Below are 20,659 nucleotides of genomic sequence, written 5' to 3'. Positions count from 1 at the left end.
ACACCGAGGGTCCGGTAATCCGATGGGGGAGGACCCGCTCCGAGAGCGGATCGGTCTTGGATATGAACGAATGCGACCTGCGGCAGTTGGAGATCACGCTCCCCTTCCCGCCGCGACCACATCTTTCCGGCGCACGCGCGCAACGTCACGCCCAGCACTGGGCCACCCGATTCGGGTTGCTCGCCGACGAACGCGCACACCGGCGCTTCGAATCGCTCGGTTACGGCCGCTTCGCTTCGTACTGGTGCTCCGGTGCGAGTTTTGCGGATCTGGTCCTGCTGGCCGAATGGATAACGCTCTTCTTCATTTTCGATGATCTGCAGGATGCCGCCGTCTCGGAACAGCGCGCCGGCGAGTACGACAGCCTGCGCTACCGCGCCCTGGACGTCATCCACCGCCGCCCCCGCTCCGGCGCGGCCGAATCCCCGGTCATCGCGGCACTGGAAAACCTGTGCGATCGCACCTATCCGCGCCAAATACCATCTGCCGCAAGACGATTCGCCCTGAACCTGGAAATCTGGCTGATGGGCCACGCCCGCGAGAACGCCTTCCGTGCCAGCTCGACCGTCCCCGGCCCCGCCGAATACCCCCGCCTGCGCCGCGACGCCTGCACGGTGCTGCCGACCGTCGATCTCGCCGAGATCGCCGAGCGCGCGATCATCCCCGACGCCCTCTACTTCGGCCCGGCCTACCAGGAGATCATCGCGACGACCGCGGACCTCATGTGCTGGATCAACGACCTGCACTCCCTGGCCGTCGAAACCGAGACCGCCGACCCCATCAACCTAGTCACGGTTCTGCGCAGCCATCGCCGGCTGTCCCTGCCCGAGGCCGTCGACGCGGTCCGGGCGATGATCGCCGACCGCGTCGCGGACAACCTCGCCGCCGTCGCCGCGATCCGCCCGGAAATGGACGAGTTGCAACTGTCCCCGCAGGTGCGCAACGCCGTCCTGCGCTGTGTTCGCGACTGCCAGTCCGCGACCGCGGGCATGGAACTGTGGGATCGCACCGACACGGTGCGATTTCTGGGCGCGGCTCCGGCCCGCCATCTGTCCTCGCACTGCTGAGCCGGCCGAGACGCCGATCGGGAGGCACGATCCGCGCCTCCCGATCCGGCTCGGTCCTCGTCAGTCGTTGCCGAGTGCCTTCTTCACCTTGCCGACCGCGCCGCTGACGGCGTCCTTGACGTCCTCGGCCGCGTCCTTGAGCCCGGCGGTGAGCTGATCACCCTTGCCCTCGGCCTCCAGGTCCTTGTCGTCGGTGATCTTGCCGGCGGCTTCCTTGGCCTTGCCGCCCAGCTCCTCGGCCTTGTTATCGATCTTGTCGCTCAGAGACATCGGAACCTCCGTTGTCGATTGGCTGTGCCCGGGACGGGGCACATTCCTTAAGACAGCAGACTTGGCGGTATGTCACTCAGCAACTTCTGAGACAACGGTCACAGATAATGCTGCGTGAGAGTTCTTCCTCGCCCGGGTCTATTCGATGAACGGTTAGGAGGCGGCGTGAGCACTACCGATGCCGGAGTCGAGGCGGAACTCGATGATGCGACCCTGGTCAGCCGAGTGCGCGACGGTGATATTCGAAGCTACGAGCAGCTGGTGCTCCGCTATCAAGGGGCAATGTTCCGGCTCGCGGCCAAGATGCTCGCCGATCAGACCGAGGCGCAGGACGTCGTCCAGGACGTCTTCCTCACCGCCTGGCGACGCCTGGGCCAGCTCGAGGACGACTCCGCCTTCGTCGGCTGGCTCTACCGCGCCACCACGAACCGTTGCCTGAACGTGCTGCGCAAGCGGCAACCGACCACCGATATCGACCCCGACACCACCGTGTCCCCGCAGCGCGAACTGCGCCCGGAACACGCGGTACAGGTGAACAGCCAAATGGAGGCCCTGACCGTGGCACTGCAGCAGCTCACCCCCGAGCAGCGGGCGTGCTGGCTGCTGCGCGAGGTGCACGGCCGCTCGTACGAGGAGATCGGTGAGATCGTCGGCGCGAACGTCACCGCGGTGCGCGGGCGCATCGCCCGGGCCCGCGCGCAATTGGCGGAGGTGATGAAGGCGTGGCGATGACGAACGCTACCGACGCGGACGAGGACTATCTGCTGCCCTGCGGCCGTGGCATGGAACAGGTGTGGCGACGCCTGGACGCCGTGCGCCTGGGCAATGCCGACGCACACGAGTCGCGGTGTGCGGACTGCCGGGCCGCGCGCGAGAGTCTGCTCGCGTTGCGTACGGCGACCCAGGAACTCATCACCGAACCGGACCCGCCGCCCCCGGACCTGTTCGGCCGCATCATGTCCGTCGTGCGCGCCGAGGTGCGCCGCGGGCAGACACTCGAACTGCCCACCGCGCACGCGGGCAGCGTGCAGGTCAGCGAGCAGGCGGTCGCGGCGGTCGTACGCTTCGCCGCCGACACCGTGCCCGGTGTCCGTGCGCGGCGCTGCCGGATTCGCAGTGTCGGCACCGCGCCGGACGGCGAGAACATCGTCGAGATCAGCATCGCGATCGCGGTCCGGATGCGCGGCGGCAGCGTCGAGGGCATCGTGCCGCAGGTGCGCGGGCGGGTCGCGACCGCCGTCGCGGCGCGCGCCGGGCTGCTGCTCGGCCGGCTCGATGTGACCGTCGCGGATGTCTACCAGGAGAGGGATCGGTGACGGCTCTGAGCGCCGAACACGAAATCGTCGTCTCGGACGCGGTCATCGCCGGTGTGGCGGCGCGCGCGGCCGCCGCGGTGCCGGGCGTGGTCCGCCTCGAACCGGGTCTGCGCGGCATGGTCGCGGGCTGGGCGCGTTCGGGCAAGCAGCTGTTGCGCGGGCAGGAGTCGCTCGCGGGTGACGGTGTCCGCGTGGAGAAGACGACCGACGGCGGCCGCGCCATCCGGGTGGATGTCTCGCTCGGCGGTGACGGCCGGGCGGCGGAGGTGGGCGCGGCGATTCAGCGCGCGGTCACCGGCGCGGTGCTCGAGCACACCGGTGTCCGGATCGAGCAGGTGTCGGTCGTGATCATCGATATCGAACCGGGGGGCGTGTGACCGCGGAGCTGATCGAGGCGATAGTCGGCGCGATAGAGGAGGTGCAGGGCTTACGACCGGCGACACCGTTCGGAATCGAGGCCGTCAGCTGGCTGCCACGCGGCGGCGGCAAGGCGTACGCGGTGGATCTGAACCGGGATGTGGTCGAGATTCGGCTGGCGGCAAGCGTTTTGCCGTTGCCGCCGCTGCTGGCCTCGCTCACCGGCGCGGTCCGCCCGCTGCTGGCCGGCACCGATTTCGCGACCGCGACGGTGCGCCTGCGGATCGTCGAACTCGATCCGGCGGCTTTCAACGACACCAACGAGATCAGGAGGACGACATGACCGGAACCAGCACCGAGAAGCCCGCTGCGAAGACCGCGCCCGCCGAGCACGAGGGCGCGACGCGCAAGGGCACGAACTCCACCGAGTTGGTGACCGATCAGGGCACCACCAGCATCGCGGACATCGTGGTGCAGAAGATCGCCGGTCTGGCCGCCCGCGAGGTGCGCGGCGTGCACGCGCTCGGCGGCGGCGCCGCCCGTGCGTTCGGCGCGATCCGGGATCGCATCCCGGGCGCGTCCGCCAGTGTGGGGCAGGGTGTTTCGGTCGAGGTCGGCGAGAAACAGGCCGCCGTGGATCTGGAACTGGTCATCGAGTACGGCGTGTCGATCACCGAACTGGCGAAGGTCGTGCGCCGCAACGTCATCAACGCCATCGAGCAGATGACCGGCCTCGAGGTCGTCGAGGTCAACATCAACATCAATGACGTCTACATCCCCGAGGACGATGACGACGCCCCCGAGTCCGGCTCCAATCGCGTTCAGTAATCATCCGTTCCCCGTCAGGAGTCGCAGATGAACGCCACAACGACCTGTCTGGCCGTGGGTCTCGCGCTCGGATTCGCCATGGCCTTCGGCGGTTTCGGCGCGTTCGCCATCGTGCTGGTGTTCGCCGGCCTCGGCCTGCTGGTGGGCCGCTGGCTCGACGGCGCGATCGACGTCGCCGGAATGCTGCGGTCGGTGCAGGACCGGGGCAGGCGATGACGGTGGCGGTGGAGCTGCCGGGATCCACCACCGTGAGCGACCGCGCGGTGCGCCGCATAGCCGAGCGCGCCGCCACCGAGGTCGACGGGGTGGCGGCCGCGGTCAGCGTCGACGCGCTGGTCACCGCGGACACCACCGCGCTGCGGGTGCGGTTGCCGGTGCGCTATCCGCTGCCGGTGGCGCGGGTCGCCGAGTCGTGCCGCGCGCACCTGGTCGAACGGGTGGCGGAGCTGGCCGGCCTACGGGTCACCGGCGTCGACATCGCGGTGTCCGCCATGGTGGTCGAGTCCGCGGCGGTCGAGTCCGCCGCGCCGGAGCCGCGCCGGCGGGTGCTGTGATCCGCCGGTCACGCCGCGCGGGCGCGGCCGTGCTGGTGGCGCTGGTCCTGCTGGCACTGTGCGTGGCGGTGATCGTCTCACTCGCGCAGCGTCTTTCGGGTTCGGGCCAGTATCTGTCCTACGACAGCGTCGCCACCCGCCTGCACGGCACCGACTGGGGTGATCCGGTGGTGCTCGCGGTCGGCATAGTCCTCGTGCTGGCCGGTCTGGCCTTGATCGCCGTCGCCGCGGCCCCCGGCCGTGCGGTGGTCGTGCCGTTGCGCACGCTGGATCACGGTGGCGGCGCGGGCATCGAGCGCCGCAGCCTGCGGACGGCGGTGCGACGGTCGGTCACCTCGGTGCCCGGGGTGGGTGCCGCTCGAATCAAGATGCGCGGCAACACTATTCGTGTCTCCGGTGTCTCGGATCGAACCGAGGTGGCCGATCTGCCGGACACGGTCGACCGTGCGGTCGCCGATGCTTTCGAACGCGTGGGCGCGGTGTCCGCGCCCGACGTGCGCGCTCGGTTCCGTCCCGCGAACACCGGAGGCTCCCGATGACCGCCGTGAACCGCCCGGCCCGTCTCAATCGCACCCTGCTCGCGGTCATCGGCGTCCTTCTGGTGGCGGCCGGTGCGTATCTGATTGCGGCGCAGCGCGGTTGGCTCGGCTGGGTGCACCGCTCGGACGCGCTCACCCCCGGCGACGCCGCGCCGCGGCGCTGGGTCTTCTACCTCACCATCGTCGGGGCCGCCGTACTCGCCCTGCTCTGCCTGCGCTGGCTCGCCGCTCAGTTCTTCCGCATGCCGACCGCCGTGGAATGGCAACTGACCGAAGCCGATTCCCCGGATGCCACGACACTGTCCTCGGCCGTGGCCGCCGCTGCCGTGGCCGCGGACATCGAATCGCTGGCGGGGGTCGAATCCGCCGCCGCCTGGCTCACCGGCCCCACCCGCGCCCCGGAACTGCACCTGATCCTGACCGTCGCTCCGGATGCCGACGTCACCGAACTGCGCGGGCGCATCGACGACGAGGCCGTGGCTCGCCTGCGCCAGGCACTCGCGGTACCCGCCATCGCGGTGGCGACGGAGGTGCGCCTGAGCGAGAACCGCGCCCGCGTGCGCTGAGCGCCGGCGGGCGCGCGCCGGCGGTGTTTCGGGTATCGCGCGTCAGGCGGTGGCCGGAAGTTTGTATCGCGCGCAGAGTTTGGTCCACGCGTAGTTGCCGTGCACCCACCCGCGCAGACTGCGCGCGATGCGCCGCTCGCCCGCGCTCAGTTCCGGCAACGCGGCCAGCGTCGCGATCTGCTCGCGCTGGCGCTCCAGCAACTTCGTGTACAGCGCCACGATCTCGGCCAGCGCGCCGGTCAGATTCGTCTCCGCGCGCAGCACGGTGACGGCGTTGAGCGAGTCGTCTTCCTTGACCACGGAGTAGAGATCGTTCACTATCGCGCACAGCATGGCGCTGGTCTGGCGGACCTCGCGGAAGCGGCGCAGATGCGTGTCCTCGATCTCGCCCCAGGCCAGATCGAGCAGATCGAAGGGCGGGAACAGCCCGATGCTGAGAGTTCGCAGATACCAGTAGGCCTCGGGCGAGGGCATCAGCGCCATCTGCCGGTACGGCATCTCGAAGAGGCAGCCGTGGAAGAACAGCGTCATACTGGTCGCGAAGCGATCCAGCCAGGCGTCGCTGGCCAGGCGTGCGCACTGCTCACGTAAATCACTGAGCGCCAATAGGTATGGATTATCGATGGGCGCCTGCCCGCCACGCAGGACGCGCTCGCAGGCGTCGAAGATCTCGATGGCCGCGGTCGGGTCCGCGCCCTCGCCGTACTCGTCGTCGAAGACGAACATCCAGCCGATCAGCTTGGCGGCGATCTCGACCACCTGCGCGGGTGCGTCCGGCAGCGCGTAGGCCGCGCAACTCCAGCAGCAGGTCTGTTCGAAGTGCCCGCCCCCGTCGATGCCGTGCCGGCGGGCCCAGCGCAGGACCGAGGTGTGGACCTGTTCCATGTGGGGGCTCGGGAAAACTCTCTCGTGCGGCAGGCACTCGACAGCCGCCAGAATTTCCTTCATCTGGGTGTGTGACTTCATGGTGGTTCCTCACTGTCCTCGAGCGAATTTCCTGGTCGGCTCGAGGGCTCGAATCGCACCGGCGTGCGCAGCCGATCGGCCGGCACGTCAGCTATCGGATCGGGCCATCACCTGCTGCGGCGCTTGCGGTTCGCGTGGCAGGACGGGGATGACCGGCAACCGAGGAGGGGGAGAGGCGTGGAAGAGAGGTACGAGAACGTCGGACTATATGACGGCTCCAGGCATAGGCGGATCTGCTCCGGCGTTCGATCCGGCCCCGACGGTGCACTCACAGCAACGCCCTGAGTCGCTGGACCGCACTTCCCGCATCATTCGCCCGAGAAATCCATTGTCCCTCACGTGCGTTCACCTCGAGAAAATAACTGGGTTTTCGAAGCGGTAACGACCCGGCCCGGGACATCGCCGACCGGTTCGGCGCGGGGTGGGCGAACGGGTTGCCGGCGGTTGGCCGGATGAAACAGTGAAGAGCACAACGGTATTCGAACACATCGGGTCCGCGAAATACGGTTAATAAGATCAAGAAGTTGTTACCGCCCGCCCCGGTAACCGCCGTGACGGCTGCCGTTGTCCTTCGCGAACGCGGGGTGAACGCTGTGCGATGTGACGCTCCGGCGACCGGCGGGCGTGCTCGATCCGGCCGCGCCGCAAGATCTTTGAGGGTGATTGCGGCGCTTTCCGCTGGCTGCGAGGGCCTTTGGGCAACCGCTCGGCACTCGTGCCCGGTGTGCGCGCCCGCGCGGCGTGCCGAACGAGCCAACTCGGGGCATCCGCGCGAGGATTTCCGGCGCTGTCGTCCGTGCCGCGCCGGACACCCCTGGCAGGCCGCCGGTAGCCGCGGTGACGGACGGGCCCGCGACGAACGGCGCCGCCCGGTCGTGCTTCCCGGGCGGCGCGTGCGGAGTGCGTGGATCAGCTCGTGGCGGCGAAGGGTGTTCCCGCGGCCACGACGGCGCCCCGATTCGGATGGGACCACAGACCGCGGCGTTCCAGGATCGGCAGCACGCCCTCACCGAACCAGTACGCCTCCTCCAGATGCGGATAGCCCGAGAGCACGAAGTGGTCGATGCCGATCTCGGCGTACTCGGTGAGCCGGTCGGCCACTTCCTCGTGCGAGCCCACCAGCGCCGTGCCCGCGCCGCCGCGGACCAGTCCGACCCCGGCCCACAGGTTGGGTGCGATCTCGAGGCCGTCGGTGCTGCCGCCGTGCAGCGCGGCCATGCGGCGCTGCCCCTCGGATTCGCTCTGCGCGAGCGAGGCCTGCACGCGCTCGATCTCACCCGGCGCGATGCCCGCGAGCAGCTTGCCCGCCTCGGCCCAGGCTTCGGCGGCGGTGTCGCGGCTGATCACGTGGATGCGCAGGCCGTAGTCGAGGGTGCGGCCCTCGAGCGCGGCGAGGGTGCGAATCCAGTCGATCTTCTTGCCTACCGCGTCCAGCGGCTCGCCCCAGGTGAGGTAGGTGTCGGCGTACCGGGCGGCGACGGGTCCCGCGGCGGGGGAGGACCCGCCGAAGAACACCGGCGGGATCGGGTCGGGCCGGCTGCTCAGCAGCGCCTGGCGCACGCGGATGTGCTCACCCTCGAAGTCGATCGGCTCGGTGTTGGTCCACAGCGAGCGCACCACCTCGAGGAATTCCCCGGTGCGCGCGTAGCGCTGCTCCTTGTCCAGGAAGTCGCCGTAGGCCTGCTGTTCGCGCGGCTCGCCGCCGGTCACCACGTTGAGCAGAAGTCTTCCGCGCGAATGCCTTTGGTAGGTCGCGGCCATCTGCGCGGTGAGCGTAGGACTGACCAGCCCCGGGCGCAGCGCGACCAGGAACTTGAGCGTCTCGGTGGTCTCCACGAGCATGGCCGTGGTCAGCCACGCGTCCTCGCACCACGCGCCGGTCGGGGTCAGCACGGCCTCGAAGCCGTTGTCCTCGGCCGCGGCCGAGAGCTGGTTCAGGTAGCGCAGACTCGCGGGCCGGCTGCCGGACATGAACGAGCCGTGCCCGCCCGCGACCAGACCACGCGAGTCACCGTAGGTGGGCAGGAACCAATGGAAGGAAAGCTTGCTCACTGCTGGAACCTCCGATCGACGAACTTCGCGAAATCGACCTTGCCGGGGATGGCCTTGGCCTCGGTGAACGCGTCGGCGATCTGCTGCTCGGAGGCGATCACCGCGTCGGTGAGGGTGATGGGCTGCTTGATCGAGCGGGTCCAGGTGACCTGCGCCGCGGCGGGGCTGATCTGGGTCAGCTCGGCGTATTTGGCGCTCCACTCGGCGACGTTGTTCTGCGACCAGGTGGTGGCGGCGGCGTAGCGCTTCAGGAAGTCCTCGATGGCCTTGGTCTTGCCCGCGTCGGCCAGCGCCTTGTCGCCGCTGACCCAGAAGTTGTTGCCGTTGCCGACGGTGTCCGCGGCCACGATCTGCTTGGCCCCGGCCTCCTGCTCGGCGATGGCGGTGTACGGATCCCAGATCGCCCAGGCGGCCACGTCGCCGCGCTTGAACGCGGTGTAGCCGTCGCCGGGGGCGAGGTACACCGGCTCGATGTCCTTCAGGCCCAGGCCGGCCTTCTCCAGCGAGAGCAGCAGCAGGGCGTTGGCCGAGCTGCCCTTGAACACCGCGACGCGCTTGCCCTTCAGGTCGGCGACCGAGGTGATCGGCGAATCCTTGCCCACGAGAATGGCATCACCCTTGCCGGTGGCCGCGAGCGCGCCGATGACCTTGACGTCGGCCTTGGCCGCCGCGCCGAAGATGGGCGGGGTGTTGCCGGTCTGGGCTAGATCGATGCCGCCCGCGCTGGCCGCTTCCACCAGCGGCAGTCCGGCGGTGAAGGTCGAGAATTCGATCTTGTACGGCAGGTTCTCCAGCTGGCCGGACGCCTTGAGCAGCACCTCGATCGAAATCGCCTTCTGGTCACCGACTTTCAGCGTCACGGCGCTCAGGTCGACCGGTTTGCCGGTGTCCTGCGGCGCGTCGTCGCTGCCGCAGCCGGTGACCGCGAGCGACAGGGTGGCGGCCACCACGAGGGCAGCCGAACGGAACAACTTCTTCACAGCGATTCTCCAGGGGATAGAGAGAGAACTACTGCTCGACTCCGAGCAGTTCGAGCAGGCGAGCCGCGTACACGGCGCCTTCGGGCCCCGCGTGGCGACGCGGACGTTCCAGGGGGATGTCGATCTCGTGGGCGATGCGGCCCTCGTCCAGGACGAGTACGCGGTCGGCGAGGGTCACCGCCTCGGCGACATCGTGGGTCACCAGCAGTACGCCGAATCCGTGCTCGCCGAACAGCCGCAGCAGCAGATCGTGCATGGCGATCTTGGTCAGCGCGTCCAGCGCGCCGAAGGGTTCGTCCAGCAGCAGCAGCGCCGGTTCGGCCACGAGCGCGCGGGCCAGCGCGGCTCGCTGGGCCTCGCCGCCGGAGAGCGTGACGGGCCAGGCCGCACCCCGATCGGCGAGTCCCACTTCCGCGAGCACCGCGCGCGCCCGATCCTGGCCTTTGGCGCGCCGCCGCCGATCCGGCAGTCCGAGTGCGACATTGCGCTCCACCGAGAGCCAGGGCACCAGCCGGGCCTCCTGGAAGGCGACCGCGACGCGGCCGTCGATCTCGACGCTGCCCTCGTGCTCGCCGGCCAGCCCGGCCAGCACCCGCAGCAGGGTGGATTTGCCCGAGCCGCTGCGCCCGACCAGGGCGACGATCTCGCCCTGGCGCAGGCTCAGATCGACCCCGTGCAACACCGAGCGATCGTCGAAACTCTTTCCGACACCGTGGATCCGGGCCAGGCGTCCGGTCGCCGGGGCGCTCATCGCCTGCTCCAGCGCAGCGCGCGGTGCTCGATGGCGCGCACGAGCGCGTCGGTGAGCAGGCCGAGCGTGCCGTAGACCAGCAGGCCGAAGATGACGATGTCGATGCGCAGGAATTCGCGCGCGTTGTTGACGATGAAGCCCAGGCCCGCACTGGCGTTGATCTGCTCGGCCACGATCAGCGACAGCCACGCGATGCCCAGACTCTGCCGCAGCCCGACCAGCACGCTCGGCAGCGCGCCCGGGAACACGATGTCCCGCAGTCGCTCCCACGCGGTCAGACCCAGAACCTGGGACAGTTCACCGAGTTTCGGATCCAGCTGCCGAATGCCCGCGTAGGTGTTGAGGTACAGCGGGAACGCGACGCCGAGCGCGATGAGGAAGATCTTGGGCTGTTCATCGATGCCGAACCAGATGATGAACACCGGGATCAGGCCGAACAGCGGCACCGTCCGCAGCATCTGCATGGGCGGATCGACCAGGTATTCGCCGATCCGGCTCGACGCGGCCAGCACCGCCAGCAGCACCGCGACCGTGGCGCCGAGTGCGAAGCCGAGCAGGACGCGCTGACCGGAAACCGTGACGGCGTCGCCGAATTCGCCGCCGCGCCACACCTCCAGACCGGCATCGAGAATCACCGATGGCGCGGGCAGGATGTCCTCGGACAGCACGCCCGTCTTGGAGCCGGCCTGCCAGGCGAGCAGCAGTGCCAGCGGCGTCAGCGAACGCAGCAGCCAGGGGCTGCGCCAGATCTGACCCGTGCGCCGAGCCTCAGGCGCGCCCGTGGCGGCGGCCTGCCGGTCGGCTGTTTTCCAGCCGATCGCAAGTGTCATGGTTCTCCCGGGGATCTTGTGGACCAATCCGCAGTATCACGCGGTAACCGGCCCGGCTGAACCCTTGGGATCACCGTGACCGCAATACCGGCGGGCGTGCCGCGCGCGTGTCGGGAATGGGTGCCGGGCAGCGGGTGTTACCCCGCGAATGGCGAACCAACAACTGGGAAAGATCGGCGTCTGGCTGGCGTACCCGCAGGCCACGCCGGAGCTGGCGCGGGAGCTCGAAGCACTCGGTTACGGGGCGATATGGGTGGGCGCCTCGCCCGCCGCCGACTGGGAGGGCTACGAGGCGCTGCTGGCGGCCACCGAAACCCTCACCGTCGGCACCAGCATCGTCAACGTCTGGGCCACCCCGGCCAAGGACATCGCGGCGACCTATCACCGGCTGGCCGAGGCGTACCCCGGCCGCTTCCTGCTCGGGGTCGGCATCGGCCATCCCGAACACGCCACCGAGTACACCAAGCCCTATGACGCACTGGTGAACTACCTCGATCAGCTCGACGAGCACGGTGTGCCGCGCGAGCGCCGCGCCCTGGCCGCCCTCGGCCCGCGCGTGGCCCGCCTGGCCGCCGACCGCACCGCCGGTCCGCTGCCGTACCTGACGGTGCCCGAGCACACCGCCGCGCTGCGTGCCCAGCTCGGCCCCGACGCGCTGATCGTCACCGAGCACAAGGCGGTGCTGGACGCCGATCCCGCGACCGCCCGCGCGACGGCCCGCGGCACGGTCGGCTTCTACCTCGGCCTCAGCAATTACGTGAACAACCTGCACCGCTACGGTTTCGACGACGCCGACACCGCCCAGCCCGGCTCCGATCGCCTGATCGACGCCCTGGTGGCGCACGGTACCCCCGACGAGGTGGCCGACCACCTCCTGGCCCACGTCCGCGCGGGCGCGGACCAGGTGGCCGTCCAGCCCCTGGGCGGCGACCCCCTCCCGATCCTGCGCACCCTCGCCCCGCTCCTGACCGCGAAACTGGCCTGACACAGGCGTTTTCGACGTAGGTACCCGGCTGCGGGCGGTCCCGGCTTCAGGTTCGGTGGCTGCCCGCACGGGGTACGGCGTCCCGCACGGGGTACGGCGTCGTCGCCGCACCCGTCATAGGAGATCGGCGAGGCGGGTGTTCAGCCAATCATGTTCCAGGACACCGAGTTCGGTGGCCGGACCGTCGGCGTAGCACCATTCGCGGCCGATGCGGTACCAGTTGCCGGTGGCGTGGAGTTTTCCGAGCAGGGCGTGGGTGCCGTACTCCACGCGGCGGGCGATCGCGTGCTCGGCGGGGGCGTACTCGCGGCGCAGGCTCTCGAAATAGCCGCGGCGGGGATCGACGATGGCGAGCAGGGAGTTCGCGGCATCCGCGGGCGCGATCCGGATCTCGGCGTCGGTGAGCAGCCAGCCCGACACCTCGTGCATCAGGCGCAGGCACATGTCCGCCGTCGCCGGTGAATCCTGTTCCAGCAGGCCGTAATCGACCAGCAGCGCGCGCAGATCGTCGCCCCGGTACTCCGCCGCGCGCCGCACGCAGTCGAGCTCGAACTCGACGGCGGCCGCGTCCATCCGCTTGAACAGCCCGAAATCGAGGAAGACGACCTTCCCGTCGGGGGCGAGCAGGATGTTGCCCGGGTGCGGGTCGCCGGTGAAACGACGTTCGCGAATCATCGTGCCCATGTAGAAGCGCAGCAGGATCTCACCGACCCGGTCGCGCTCGGCCTCGGGCAGCGCGGTGATCTCCGCGAACCGCAGCCCCTCGACCAGTTCGGTGACCAGAACCCGTGCGGTGCAGAGATCGGTGACGACATCGGGGATCCGAATGAAGGGGTGCCCGGCGAACATCTCGGCCATGGCCGCGTGGTTCTCGGCCTCGGCACGGTAGTCCACTTCCTCGGCGAAATGCGTGCTGATCTCGCGCAGGATGGCGTGATCGGCGAGGGCGGGTGCGACGCCGCGCATCATGCGCATGATGAGCGCGAGGTTCTTGATGTCGGCGCGGATGGCGATATCGATCCCGGGATACTGCACCTTGACCGCGACCGCCCGGCCGTCGTGCAGGCGGGCGCGATAGACCTGGCCGATCGAGGCCGCGCCCAGCGGCGTCTCGTCGAATTCGGCGAACACCTCCGCGAGCGGGCGGCCGTAATCGCCGTCGAGCACCGTGCGCATGCGCTCGAAGCCGACCGGGGCGGACTGGTCGTAGAGCGCGGTGAGCCTGTCCTGGAAGCGTTCCCGCTGTTTCAGCGACAGCCGGTCGCCGACCGCGCCCAGCACGTCGAAGGTCGAGAGCAGCTGCCCGGCCTTCATGGCCAGACCCTTCATGCTGCCGAGCACGGCGACCAGGTCCTCGGCCGCGTTGATCAGCGCCTTCTCGGTCCGGGCCAGGCGCTCCTGCTCGGAGTCGAGCAGCGCGGACGCCGTCAGGCTCGCCCCCCGAAGCGCCTGCTCGGCAACGAGTTTGCCCAGAATGGCGCCGCGCTCCACGCGGGACGTGGGAATGTCCTTCGCCATCGACTACCTCCCCGCGGCGACTGCACCGAGGTTAGCAGACGCTCACGTCCGCTAATTGGCCGTGACGCTGCGAACCCGGGCACGGCAAAGCTCACCAGGGCGCGGCCATACCCGCTCGGGCGCGGCCATGCTCGCTCGGGCGCGGCCATACCCGCACCGCCACGGCCATGCACGCTCGGCCACCGCCACGGCCATGCTCGCTCGGGCATAGCCACACTCGCTCGGGCGCGGCCGATGCCGGTTTGGGTTCGGCTCTGCTCAGTCGGGCGCGGCCATATTCCGCAGGCCGGGGGTCAGCACGGCCATGGCGGTGTCGACGTACCTGCGGCGTTCGGTTTCCCCGCCGCCCTGTAGCGCCCGCATGACCGGCGGGATCGTGAGCGCGAGCAGTATCCAGCCGACGTCCTCGGTGTTCACGTCGTCGCGCAGCAGCCCGGAATCGACTGCGCGGGAAAGGAATCGGCCGACGGTGGCGGCGAGGATGCCGCCGAGTCCGAGGATGCGGGTGTTGAGCTCCTCGTCGATGCCGGGCAGTTCGAACAGCATCGCCTGCATGAGCCCGGGGTCGGATTCGGCGATGTGGCACATGCGCTCGACCGCGCCGGACCAGGTCTCGATCAGTTCCTCGACGGTGAACTCGTGCTCGAGCAGCGCGGGTTCGAAGACGTCCCCGGCGATTTCGCTGAGCAGCCGGTCGATGCCGTAGTCCACCACGTGGTCGAGAATCGCTCTCTTGCTGTCGAAGTAGCGGTAGAAGGTGCCGTAGCCGACGCCCACCTCGGCGGCGATGTCCGCGGCCGAGGCGGCGGCGTACCCCTTGGTGGTGAACACGTGGTAGGCGGCCGCGATCAATTCGCGCCGGCGCCGCTCGGTGTTCTGTTCGTCGCGCGGGCGGCCGGGTCCGCGGCTGCGCTTGGCTGATTCGGTCATCGAGCTCATCGTATGCGCCGCCCCGCCCGGCGGAATCGACCGCGCCGCTCGAATCCACCCTTGCGCGACTGTCTGGGACGGTTTAGTTTGATGACACAGCCGTCCGCTAATTGAGTGCATGTCAACTCGGCATTCGCGGCGGCCGGCCTTGACGACAAAGGAGTCGATTCATGACGCATTCGAATCTGACCGCGAGCATGCGCCGGGGGTGGCGGATATGACGGTGGTCGTGGTTACCGGGGCCGCCAGCGGAATCGGCCGGGCGAGCGCACTGCGCTTCGCGCGCCGGGGAGCGACCGTGATCGTCGCCGACATCGACGAGACCGGCGGCAACGCGACGGTGGCCCGGGCGCGGCTGACCGGCGGCCGCGCCGAGTTCCGCCGCTTGGACGTGGCCGACGCGGCCGCGTGGGAGGAATTCGCCGAAAAGGTCGTGCGCGATCACGGCGTCCCCGACGTGGTGGTCAACAACGCCGGAATCCTGATCTCCGGCGGATTCCTGGAGCAGAGTGGCGACGACTGGCGGCGCATGATCGCCATCAACATGATGGGACCGCTGTTCGGTTCGCGAGTGTTCGTGCAGCGCATGGTCGATGCGGGCAAGCGCGGTGCGATCGTCAACATCTGCTCGGTCGGCGCGTTCCTGCCCACTCCGCTCGGCCCGTCCTACGTGACCGCCAAGGCCGGGGCCTGGATGGGCACCCAGGCCCTGCGCGCCGAATACGCGGGCCGGGGCATCCGGGTGAGCGCAATCTGCCCGGGCCTGATCCGCACGGATCTGTCGGCCAACGGCACCCGGGCGGGCGCGGATGCCGGCGCCGAGGCGGACTGGGCGGCGAAACTCGCTCGGGGACAACAGGTCTTCGGCCGCTCGCCCGACCGGGTAGCCGCCGCCATCGACCGCGCGATTCGCTGGAACCTGGCCACGGTGCCGGTCGGCATCGAAGCCTGGGCCGGGTGGTACCTGTCCCGGCTGTCACCCGGAGTGATGCGAGGGATCACCGGGCTGGCACGAATGCCGTTGGCGGAGACCGCGGTCAACCTGTCGGGTCGCGTGCTGGGCGGTGCGCGATGAAGACGGCGATCGTGACCGGCGGCGGCGCGGGCATCGGCCGCGAGACCGCCCGCCTGCTGGCGGAGACCGGATACCGCGTGGTGATCGCCGACATCGACGAGCAGGCCGCGCTGGCGGCGGCCGACGAGATCACCGCCGACGGTGGCCGGGCGCACGCCTTCCGGCTCGACGTGGCCGGTGAAGCGCAGTGGGACAAGATCGCGGAGTGGGTGTACGGCGAGTTCGGCCCCGCGCACGTCTTGATCAACAACGCCGGGATTCTGGACACCGGCGGCTTCGTGGAAACCAGTGCGGCGCAATGGCAGCGCACCATCGACATCGATCTGATGAGCGTCATCTACGGCTCGCGGGTGTTCGCCCGGCAGATGATCGACGCCGGAGTCCGCGGGCACATCGTCAACCTGTCCTCCGGCGCGGCCTTCTTCCCCGCTCGCTACATCCCCGCCTACGCCGCGGCCAAGTCGGCTGTGCTCATGGCCACCCAGGCGCTGCGAGTAGAGCTGCGCCCCAGAGGAATCGGGGTCACGGCCATCTGCCCCGGGGCCATCCGCACCGATCTGCTCGCACACGGCACCCGCGCCGGACTCGACGCCGACGAGCAGGAAGCCTGGCGCGCGAGCCTGGGTAGGGTCCAGTCCCTGGCGTACGCCACCCCGGACAAGGTCGCCCGCGTCATCGAGCGCTCGATTCGCCGTAATCGCGCGGTGGTCCCGGTCAATCCCGAAGCCTGGTTCGGCTACGGGATGTTCCGCCTGTCCCCGAGCCTGGTCCGGGTCGCGGGCAGCGTGGGTTCCTTCGACCTCGCCGACCGGCTCCTGCCTCGCGTTCAGCCGCTGCTGAACCTGATCACGAAGTGAGACAGCCATGAACACCATCGAGAAGCCGGAGTTCGAGGTCGCCGTGATCGGCGCCGGTCCCGGCGGCATCGCGGCCGCGGTGAAACTGCGCCGTGCGGGTATCGACGACTTCATCGTGCTCGAACGCGCCGACGAGGTCGGCGGCAGCTGGCACGAGAATCACTATCCCGGTCTGGGCGTGGATATTCCGGCCCTGGCCTACCAGTACTCGTTCGCGCGCAAGGCGGACTGGACCCGGGTCTTCCCGCTCGGCGCGGAGGTCAAGAAGTACCACGTCGAGGTCGCACACCGATTCGGCGTCCACGAACGCGTTCGGTTCGGCGCCGAGGTCGAGCGCGAGGAGTGGGACGAGGACGCCGACCACTGGAAGTTGCGCCTCGCGGACGGGTCGGTGGTGACGGCTCGCTTCGTCATCAGCGCGGTCGGCGCGTTCGTGCGACCCAAGGTCGACGTCGGCATTCCCGGCGCGCGCACGTTCAAGGGCAAGGTACTGCGCCCGAGCAGCTGGGACGACGGCTACGACCTGACCGGCAAGCGCGTCGGCATCATCGGCACCGGAGCCAGTGCGGTGCAGATCATTCCGGCCATCGCACCGGAGGTGGCCCGGCTCACGGTCTTCCAGCGCACCCCCGTCTGGTCACTGCCCAAACCGGATTTCCCGGTTCCGCCGGCGCTGCGCCGCGTGCTCGCGGTCCCCGGGGTGCAGCCGTTCCTGCACGGCAGCGCGCTGGTGGTCATCGACCTCGCGTTGCGGCTCGCCATCGGCGCGCCGTCGTCGGTCGTGCATCCGGTGATGGATCGCTTCGACGCCGTCTGTCGATCGCTGTACCGGCGCTACCTGACCTACGTGATCAAGGATCCGGCCACCCGCGCCGCCCTGACCCCGGACTTCGGTCCGGTCGCCAAGCGCCCGACCATGTCCAACGGTTACCTGCGCGCCTACAACCGCGACAACGTCGAGTTGGTGACCACGCCGATCGAGAAGATCACCCCGACCGGCGTCCGCACGGGCGATTCGACCCTGCACCGGTTCGACGCGCTCATTCTTGCGACCGGCTACGAGGTGTTCTCCGATCCGGAGACCTACCGGCCCGGGACAGTGCTGGGGCGCAACGGATTCGACCTGGCGAAGTTCTATCACGAGGAGGGATTGCAGGCGTACCAGAGCGTTTCGGTACCCGGCCTGCCCAACCGCTGGACCCTGGTCGGCCCGTACTCCTGGACCGGCTCGGGCTGGCACGCCTTCGTCGAGATGACCGCCGATCACGCGGTGCGCGCCATCGGCGAGACGCGCAGGCGCGGCTCGGGCTGGTGCGAGATCCGCCGGGACGCCGCCGACGCCTATCACCGGCAGGTGCATCAGCGGGGCGAGTCGCTGCGCTACTACCTGGCCGATCTCAACGGCCACGTCCCGACCTACTACCGGAACTCGCAGGGCGACACCACCTATGTGCGCCCGTCCGGGTTCTTCGAGGCGAGCCGCGGCAATCGCCGGTTCCCCCTGGACGACTACGAATACAGAACCCGCGCCGACGCGACGGTGCCGGCATGACCGGGATCGCCGACGGCGTCGGCAGGACAGGTGGCGCAATGTCTTTCGTGGATCCGGCCGTGCCGGGACAGGTCAACATCGAATTCTCCAGCCGGGCCAGTCTGCGGCTGCGCGCGGCGAACGCGGTGCTGCGCGCGATCCTGCGCCCCGGGCTGCACGCGGTCTGTGTCGCCGGGGAGAGCCCGCTCCTGCGCGGCGACCGGGCCTTCCGTATCGCCAACCGAGTCGATGTCTTCGCGGCGCCGCTGCGCCCGGCGCGCGGCACCCGGCGGGAGATGGTGCGGTTCCACGATTTTCGTGCCGAATGGCTGTGGCACCGGGACGATCCCGGGCCGGGCGAGATCGAGCACGGCGCGATCCTGTACTTCCACGGCGGCGGTTTCGTGGCCGGTGGCCTGAACAGCCATCGCCGCCACGCCGCCCGCATCGGCCGCACGGCGGGCCTGCCGGTGCTGAACGTGGACTACCGGCAGCTGCCCGAGGGCCACATCACCGACACCGTCGACGACGCGCTGACCGCGTACCGGTATCTGCTCGACGGTGGTCGCGCGCCCGAACGCATCGTGTTCGCCGGTGATTCGGCCGGCGGCGGCCTGGTCTTCATGGCCGCGCTCGCCGCTCGAGCGCGGGGCATGGCGCTGCCCGCCGGGCTCATGGCCATCGCGCCGTTCGCCGACCTCGATCCCGCGATCCGGTTCGCCCATCCCAACGACCGCACCGATTCGATGCTTTCGGCCCGGGCGCTCTCGATTCCGGCGCTGATCGGCTTCGCCCGGGACGGCGTGCTGGATCCGGCGTGGTCACCGGTCAATCACGACTTCACCGGGATGCCACCGACGCTGATCCAGGTGAGCGATATCGAAGTGCTGCTGCCGGATTCGGAGGCGCTGGCCGAGCGCTGCGCCGAGGCGGGCGTCCCGCACACCCTGCAGCTGTGGAACAACGCCATCCACGTCTTCCAGGCGGGCGCGGACCTGCTGCCCGACGCGCGGGCAGCGGTCGCCGAGATCGGGACGTTCATCCGGGGCGTGATCGACAGCCACGCGGGCGGCTTCGCGGATCGGACCACCGCGGCATGACCGGACCGACGAACAGGGGGCACAGCACCATGAACTCGCGCAACACACCGGACTTCGAAGTCCTCGTCATCGGGGCCGGCTTCGGCGGTATCGGCACCGGGACGGCCCTGCGCCGCGCGGGGATCGAGAACTTCCTGATCATCGACAAATGGGATCGGGTCGGCGGCACCTGGAACGCCAACACCTACCCCGGCGTCGCCGTCGACGTGCCCTCCCCGATCTACAACTTCTCCTTCCAGCAGCGCTCGCACTGGTCGCGATTCTTCGCCCCGGGCAGCGAGATTCAGCGCTACGCCGAGGAAGTCGTCGACCAGCAGGGCTTGCGGGGCAGGCTGCGGCTCGGCTGCGGGGCCACCGAGGCGCGCTTCGACGAGGCCGAGGACGTGTGGCGGGTGCGCACCACCGACGGTGACGAGATCACCGCGCGGTTCGTGGTGAGCGCCGTCGGAGCTCTGGAACAGCCCAAGCCACCGGCGATTCCGGGCATCGAGGACTACGCCGGCCGTCTGATGCACACCGCGCGGTGGGATCACTCCTACGACTTCGCCGGCAAGCGGGTCGCGGTGATCGGCACCGGAGCCACCGCGTTGCAGGTGATTCCGCAGCTCGCGGATCAGGTCGAGCACCTGACGGTCTTTCAGCGCACCGCCATCTGGGTCGCGCCCAAACCGGACTTCCCGATGGGCGCGCTGAGCAACCGGGCGCTGGACTTCGCGCCCGTGCAGCAGGCCGTCCGGCTGATCGGCAATGTGGCGGTGAACGCGGGACTCGGCATCGGCCTGGCCTTCTCGGACTATCCGCGGGTGACCTCGGCCGCGCTGACCACGGGGGAGCGGGCGCTCAAAGCGTATCTGTTCACCCAGATTCGGGATCCGGAGTTGCGCCGGGCGCTGACCCCGAGTTATCGGCTCGGGTGCAAACGACCGTCGATCTCCAACACCTACTTCCGGACCTACACCCGGCCGCACGTCGATCTGGTCACCGACCCGATCGCCAAGTTCACCGCCGACGGGATCGCCACCGAGGACGGCACGCTGCGCGAGTTCGACATGGTGGTCACCGCCACCGGCTTCCAGGTCATGGACAAGGGCGCGACGCCGCCCTATCCCGTCTTCGGTTGCGGGGGAATCGAATTGGGCGACTTCTGGGACCGGCACAGGTACCAGGCGTACGAGGGTGTCTCGGTCCCGGCGTTTCCCAACATGTTCCACATCTTCGGTCCCTACGGTTACGCCCCGGGCTCGGTGATTCCCCTCATCGAGGCCACCGCCGCGCACAGCGCCCGGGCGATCAAGGAAACCCTGCGCCGCCACGCGACCCGCGTGGAGATCCGGCGTGAGCCCCATGACGCGTACTTCGCGCGCATGTACGCCCGCAACAAGAACACCTACCTGTTCAAGCAGGGCTGCGCGGAGTCCCGCACGTACTACATCAACTACCAGGGCGACGGCCCGGCGTTCCGAGCCACGACCCAGGCCGGAATGTATTGGAGCAACCGGCATTTCCCGCTCGACCACTACCGGTACACCGCTGTCCGCCCGGTCCGCTCGGACCCCCGCGCGGCTGCGGTCCCGGCCAACCCCTGAG

The 20,659-nt window shown here is 69.4% G+C and carries 24 protein-coding genes; 16 read left to right on the top strand and 8 right to left on the bottom strand.

The annotated features are described in order from the left end of the window. Positions 1–62: 62 nt before the first annotated feature. Entirely contained in the window at positions 63–1,067 is a 1,005-nt protein-coding gene (locus ACFVBH_RS23350; protein ID WP_379004591.1) for a hypothetical protein, read from the top strand. A 60-nt stretch (positions 1,068–1,127) separates the two neighbouring features. On the opposite strand, the gene ACFVBH_RS23345 is transcribed toward ACFVBH_RS23350, so the two are convergent. After that, complete coding sequence (locus tag ACFVBH_RS23345; protein ID WP_354988923.1) at positions 1,128–1,337, bottom strand: CsbD family protein; 210 nt, start codon at positions 1,335–1,337, stop codon at positions 1,128–1,130. A gap of 165 nt (positions 1,338–1,502) precedes the next feature. Here ACFVBH_RS23345 and ACFVBH_RS23340 point away from each other — a divergent pair, with 165 nt between their 5' ends. Genes ACFVBH_RS23340 through ACFVBH_RS23300 form a run of 9 tightly spaced genes read left to right on the top strand, consistent with a single transcriptional unit; the run spans position 1,503 to position 5,497 of the window. Continuing rightward, on the top strand, positions 1,503–2,069 hold the full coding sequence (locus ACFVBH_RS23340) for a sigma-70 family RNA polymerase sigma factor (RefSeq protein WP_354988922.1): 567 nt from the start codon (positions 1,503–1,505) through the stop codon (positions 2,067–2,069). Continuing rightward, on the top strand, positions 2,066–2,653 hold the full coding sequence (locus ACFVBH_RS23335) for an Asp23/Gls24 family envelope stress response protein (protein WP_379004352.1): 588 nt from the start codon (positions 2,066–2,068) through the stop codon (positions 2,651–2,653). The genes ACFVBH_RS23340 and ACFVBH_RS23335 overlap by 4 nt, the downstream gene beginning before the upstream one ends. Then, complete coding sequence (locus ACFVBH_RS23330) at positions 2,650–3,030, top strand: Asp23/Gls24 family envelope stress response protein (RefSeq protein WP_354988920.1); 381 nt, start codon at positions 2,650–2,652, stop codon at positions 3,028–3,030. The genes ACFVBH_RS23335 and ACFVBH_RS23330 overlap by 4 nt, the downstream gene beginning before the upstream one ends. After that, entirely contained in the window at positions 3,027–3,353 is a 327-nt protein-coding gene (locus tag ACFVBH_RS23325) for a hypothetical protein (protein ID WP_354988919.1), read from the top strand. Before ACFVBH_RS23330 ends, ACFVBH_RS23325 begins: the two co-directional genes overlap by 4 nt. Continuing rightward, on the top strand, positions 3,350–3,838 hold the full coding sequence (locus tag ACFVBH_RS23320; RefSeq protein ID WP_354988918.1) for an Asp23/Gls24 family envelope stress response protein: 489 nt from the start codon (positions 3,350–3,352) through the stop codon (positions 3,836–3,838). Before ACFVBH_RS23325 ends, ACFVBH_RS23320 begins: the two co-directional genes overlap by 4 nt. A gap of 27 nt (positions 3,839–3,865) precedes the next feature. Beyond that, complete coding sequence (locus ACFVBH_RS23315) at positions 3,866–4,054, top strand: hypothetical protein (RefSeq protein ID WP_354988917.1); 189 nt, start codon at positions 3,866–3,868, stop codon at positions 4,052–4,054. After that, positions 4,051–4,392, top strand: coding sequence for an Asp23/Gls24 family envelope stress response protein (locus tag ACFVBH_RS23310; RefSeq protein ID WP_354988916.1), 342 nt, complete (start codon positions 4,051–4,053; stop codon positions 4,390–4,392). The genes ACFVBH_RS23315 and ACFVBH_RS23310 overlap by 4 nt, the downstream gene beginning before the upstream one ends. Next, positions 4,389–4,931: a DUF6286 domain-containing protein gene (locus tag ACFVBH_RS23305; protein WP_379004348.1), complete on the top strand. Its 543-nt coding sequence runs from the start codon at positions 4,389–4,391 to the stop codon at positions 4,929–4,931. Before ACFVBH_RS23310 ends, ACFVBH_RS23305 begins: the two co-directional genes overlap by 4 nt. Continuing rightward, a complete protein-coding gene (locus ACFVBH_RS23300) occupies positions 4,928–5,497 on the top strand; it encodes an alkaline shock response membrane anchor protein AmaP (protein ID WP_354988914.1) in 570 nt (189 codons plus the stop codon). Before ACFVBH_RS23305 ends, ACFVBH_RS23300 begins: the two co-directional genes overlap by 4 nt. A 42-nt stretch (positions 5,498–5,539) precedes the next feature. Here ACFVBH_RS23300 and ACFVBH_RS23295 read toward each other — a convergent pair whose 3' ends face one another. The 5 genes from ACFVBH_RS23295 to ACFVBH_RS23275 form a co-directional block, all read right to left on the bottom strand. Then, the gene (locus ACFVBH_RS23295) at positions 5,540–6,463 is read right to left on the bottom strand and encodes a terpene synthase family protein (RefSeq protein ID WP_354988913.1); all 924 of its coding nucleotides are present in this window, start codon (positions 6,461–6,463) and stop codon (positions 5,540–5,542) included. 909 nt (positions 6,464–7,372) lie between these two features. Then, positions 7,373–8,515, bottom strand: coding sequence for an LLM class flavin-dependent oxidoreductase (locus ACFVBH_RS23290; RefSeq protein ID WP_354988912.1), 1,143 nt, complete (start codon positions 8,513–8,515; stop codon positions 7,373–7,375). After that, the gene (locus ACFVBH_RS23285) at positions 8,512–9,495 is read right to left on the bottom strand and encodes an ABC transporter substrate-binding protein (protein WP_379004343.1); all 984 of its coding nucleotides are present in this window, start codon (positions 9,493–9,495) and stop codon (positions 8,512–8,514) included. The genes ACFVBH_RS23290 and ACFVBH_RS23285 overlap by 4 nt, the downstream gene beginning before the upstream one ends. Positions 9,496–9,523: 28 nt before the next feature. Continuing rightward, entirely contained in the window at positions 9,524–10,246 is a 723-nt protein-coding gene (locus ACFVBH_RS23280) for an ABC transporter ATP-binding protein (RefSeq protein WP_354988911.1), read from the bottom strand. Beyond that, the gene (locus ACFVBH_RS23275) at positions 10,243–11,076 is read right to left on the bottom strand and encodes an ABC transporter permease (RefSeq protein ID WP_379004339.1); all 834 of its coding nucleotides are present in this window, start codon (positions 11,074–11,076) and stop codon (positions 10,243–10,245) included. Before ACFVBH_RS23275 ends, ACFVBH_RS23280 begins: the two co-directional genes overlap by 4 nt. 148 nt (positions 11,077–11,224) lie before the next feature. On the opposite strand from ACFVBH_RS23275, the gene ACFVBH_RS23270 reads away from it, so the two are divergent. Further along, positions 11,225–12,061, top strand: coding sequence for an LLM class F420-dependent oxidoreductase (locus ACFVBH_RS23270; protein WP_379004336.1), 837 nt, complete (start codon positions 11,225–11,227; stop codon positions 12,059–12,061). Positions 12,062–12,175: 114 nt separating this feature from the next. On the opposite strand, the gene ACFVBH_RS23265 is transcribed toward ACFVBH_RS23270, so the two are convergent. Then, entirely contained in the window at positions 12,176–13,579 is a 1,404-nt protein-coding gene (locus ACFVBH_RS23265; RefSeq protein ID WP_379004334.1) for an ABC1 kinase family protein, read from the bottom strand. 258 nt (positions 13,580–13,837) lie between these two features. Further along, positions 13,838–14,509: a TetR/AcrR family transcriptional regulator gene (locus ACFVBH_RS23260; protein WP_379004331.1), complete on the bottom strand. Its 672-nt coding sequence runs from the start codon at positions 14,507–14,509 to the stop codon at positions 13,838–13,840. 217 nt (positions 14,510–14,726) lie between these two features. Here ACFVBH_RS23260 and ACFVBH_RS23255 point away from each other — a divergent pair, with 217 nt between their 5' ends. Genes ACFVBH_RS23255 through ACFVBH_RS23235 form a run of 5 tightly spaced genes read left to right on the top strand, consistent with a single transcriptional unit; the run spans position 14,727 to position 20,658 of the window. Then, positions 14,727–15,584: an SDR family NAD(P)-dependent oxidoreductase gene (locus tag ACFVBH_RS23255; protein WP_379004329.1), complete on the top strand. Its 858-nt coding sequence runs from the start codon at positions 14,727–14,729 to the stop codon at positions 15,582–15,584. Then, complete coding sequence (locus ACFVBH_RS23250) at positions 15,581–16,441, top strand: SDR family NAD(P)-dependent oxidoreductase (RefSeq protein WP_379004326.1); 861 nt, start codon at positions 15,581–15,583, stop codon at positions 16,439–16,441. The genes ACFVBH_RS23255 and ACFVBH_RS23250 overlap by 4 nt, the downstream gene beginning before the upstream one ends. 7 nt (positions 16,442–16,448) lie before the next feature. Next, positions 16,449–17,993: a flavin-containing monooxygenase gene (locus ACFVBH_RS23245; RefSeq protein WP_379004324.1), complete on the top strand. Its 1,545-nt coding sequence runs from the start codon at positions 16,449–16,451 to the stop codon at positions 17,991–17,993. Between the two features lie 38 nt (positions 17,994–18,031). Next, on the top strand, positions 18,032–19,072 hold the full coding sequence (locus ACFVBH_RS23240; protein WP_379004322.1) for an alpha/beta hydrolase: 1,041 nt from the start codon (positions 18,032–18,034) through the stop codon (positions 19,070–19,072). A 29-nt stretch (positions 19,073–19,101) separates the two neighbouring features. After that, positions 19,102–20,658: a flavin-containing monooxygenase gene (locus ACFVBH_RS23235; protein ID WP_379004320.1), complete on the top strand. Its 1,557-nt coding sequence runs from the start codon at positions 19,102–19,104 to the stop codon at positions 20,656–20,658. Position 20,659 lies beyond the last annotated feature (1 nt).

This window comes from Nocardia sp. NPDC057668, assembly GCF_042799795.1.
Classification (GTDB): Bacteria; Actinomycetota; Actinomycetes; order Mycobacteriales; family Mycobacteriaceae; genus Nocardia.
The sequence above is the reverse complement of the archived record's forward strand: the minus strand, read 5'-3'. Positions and strand labels throughout refer to the sequence as shown.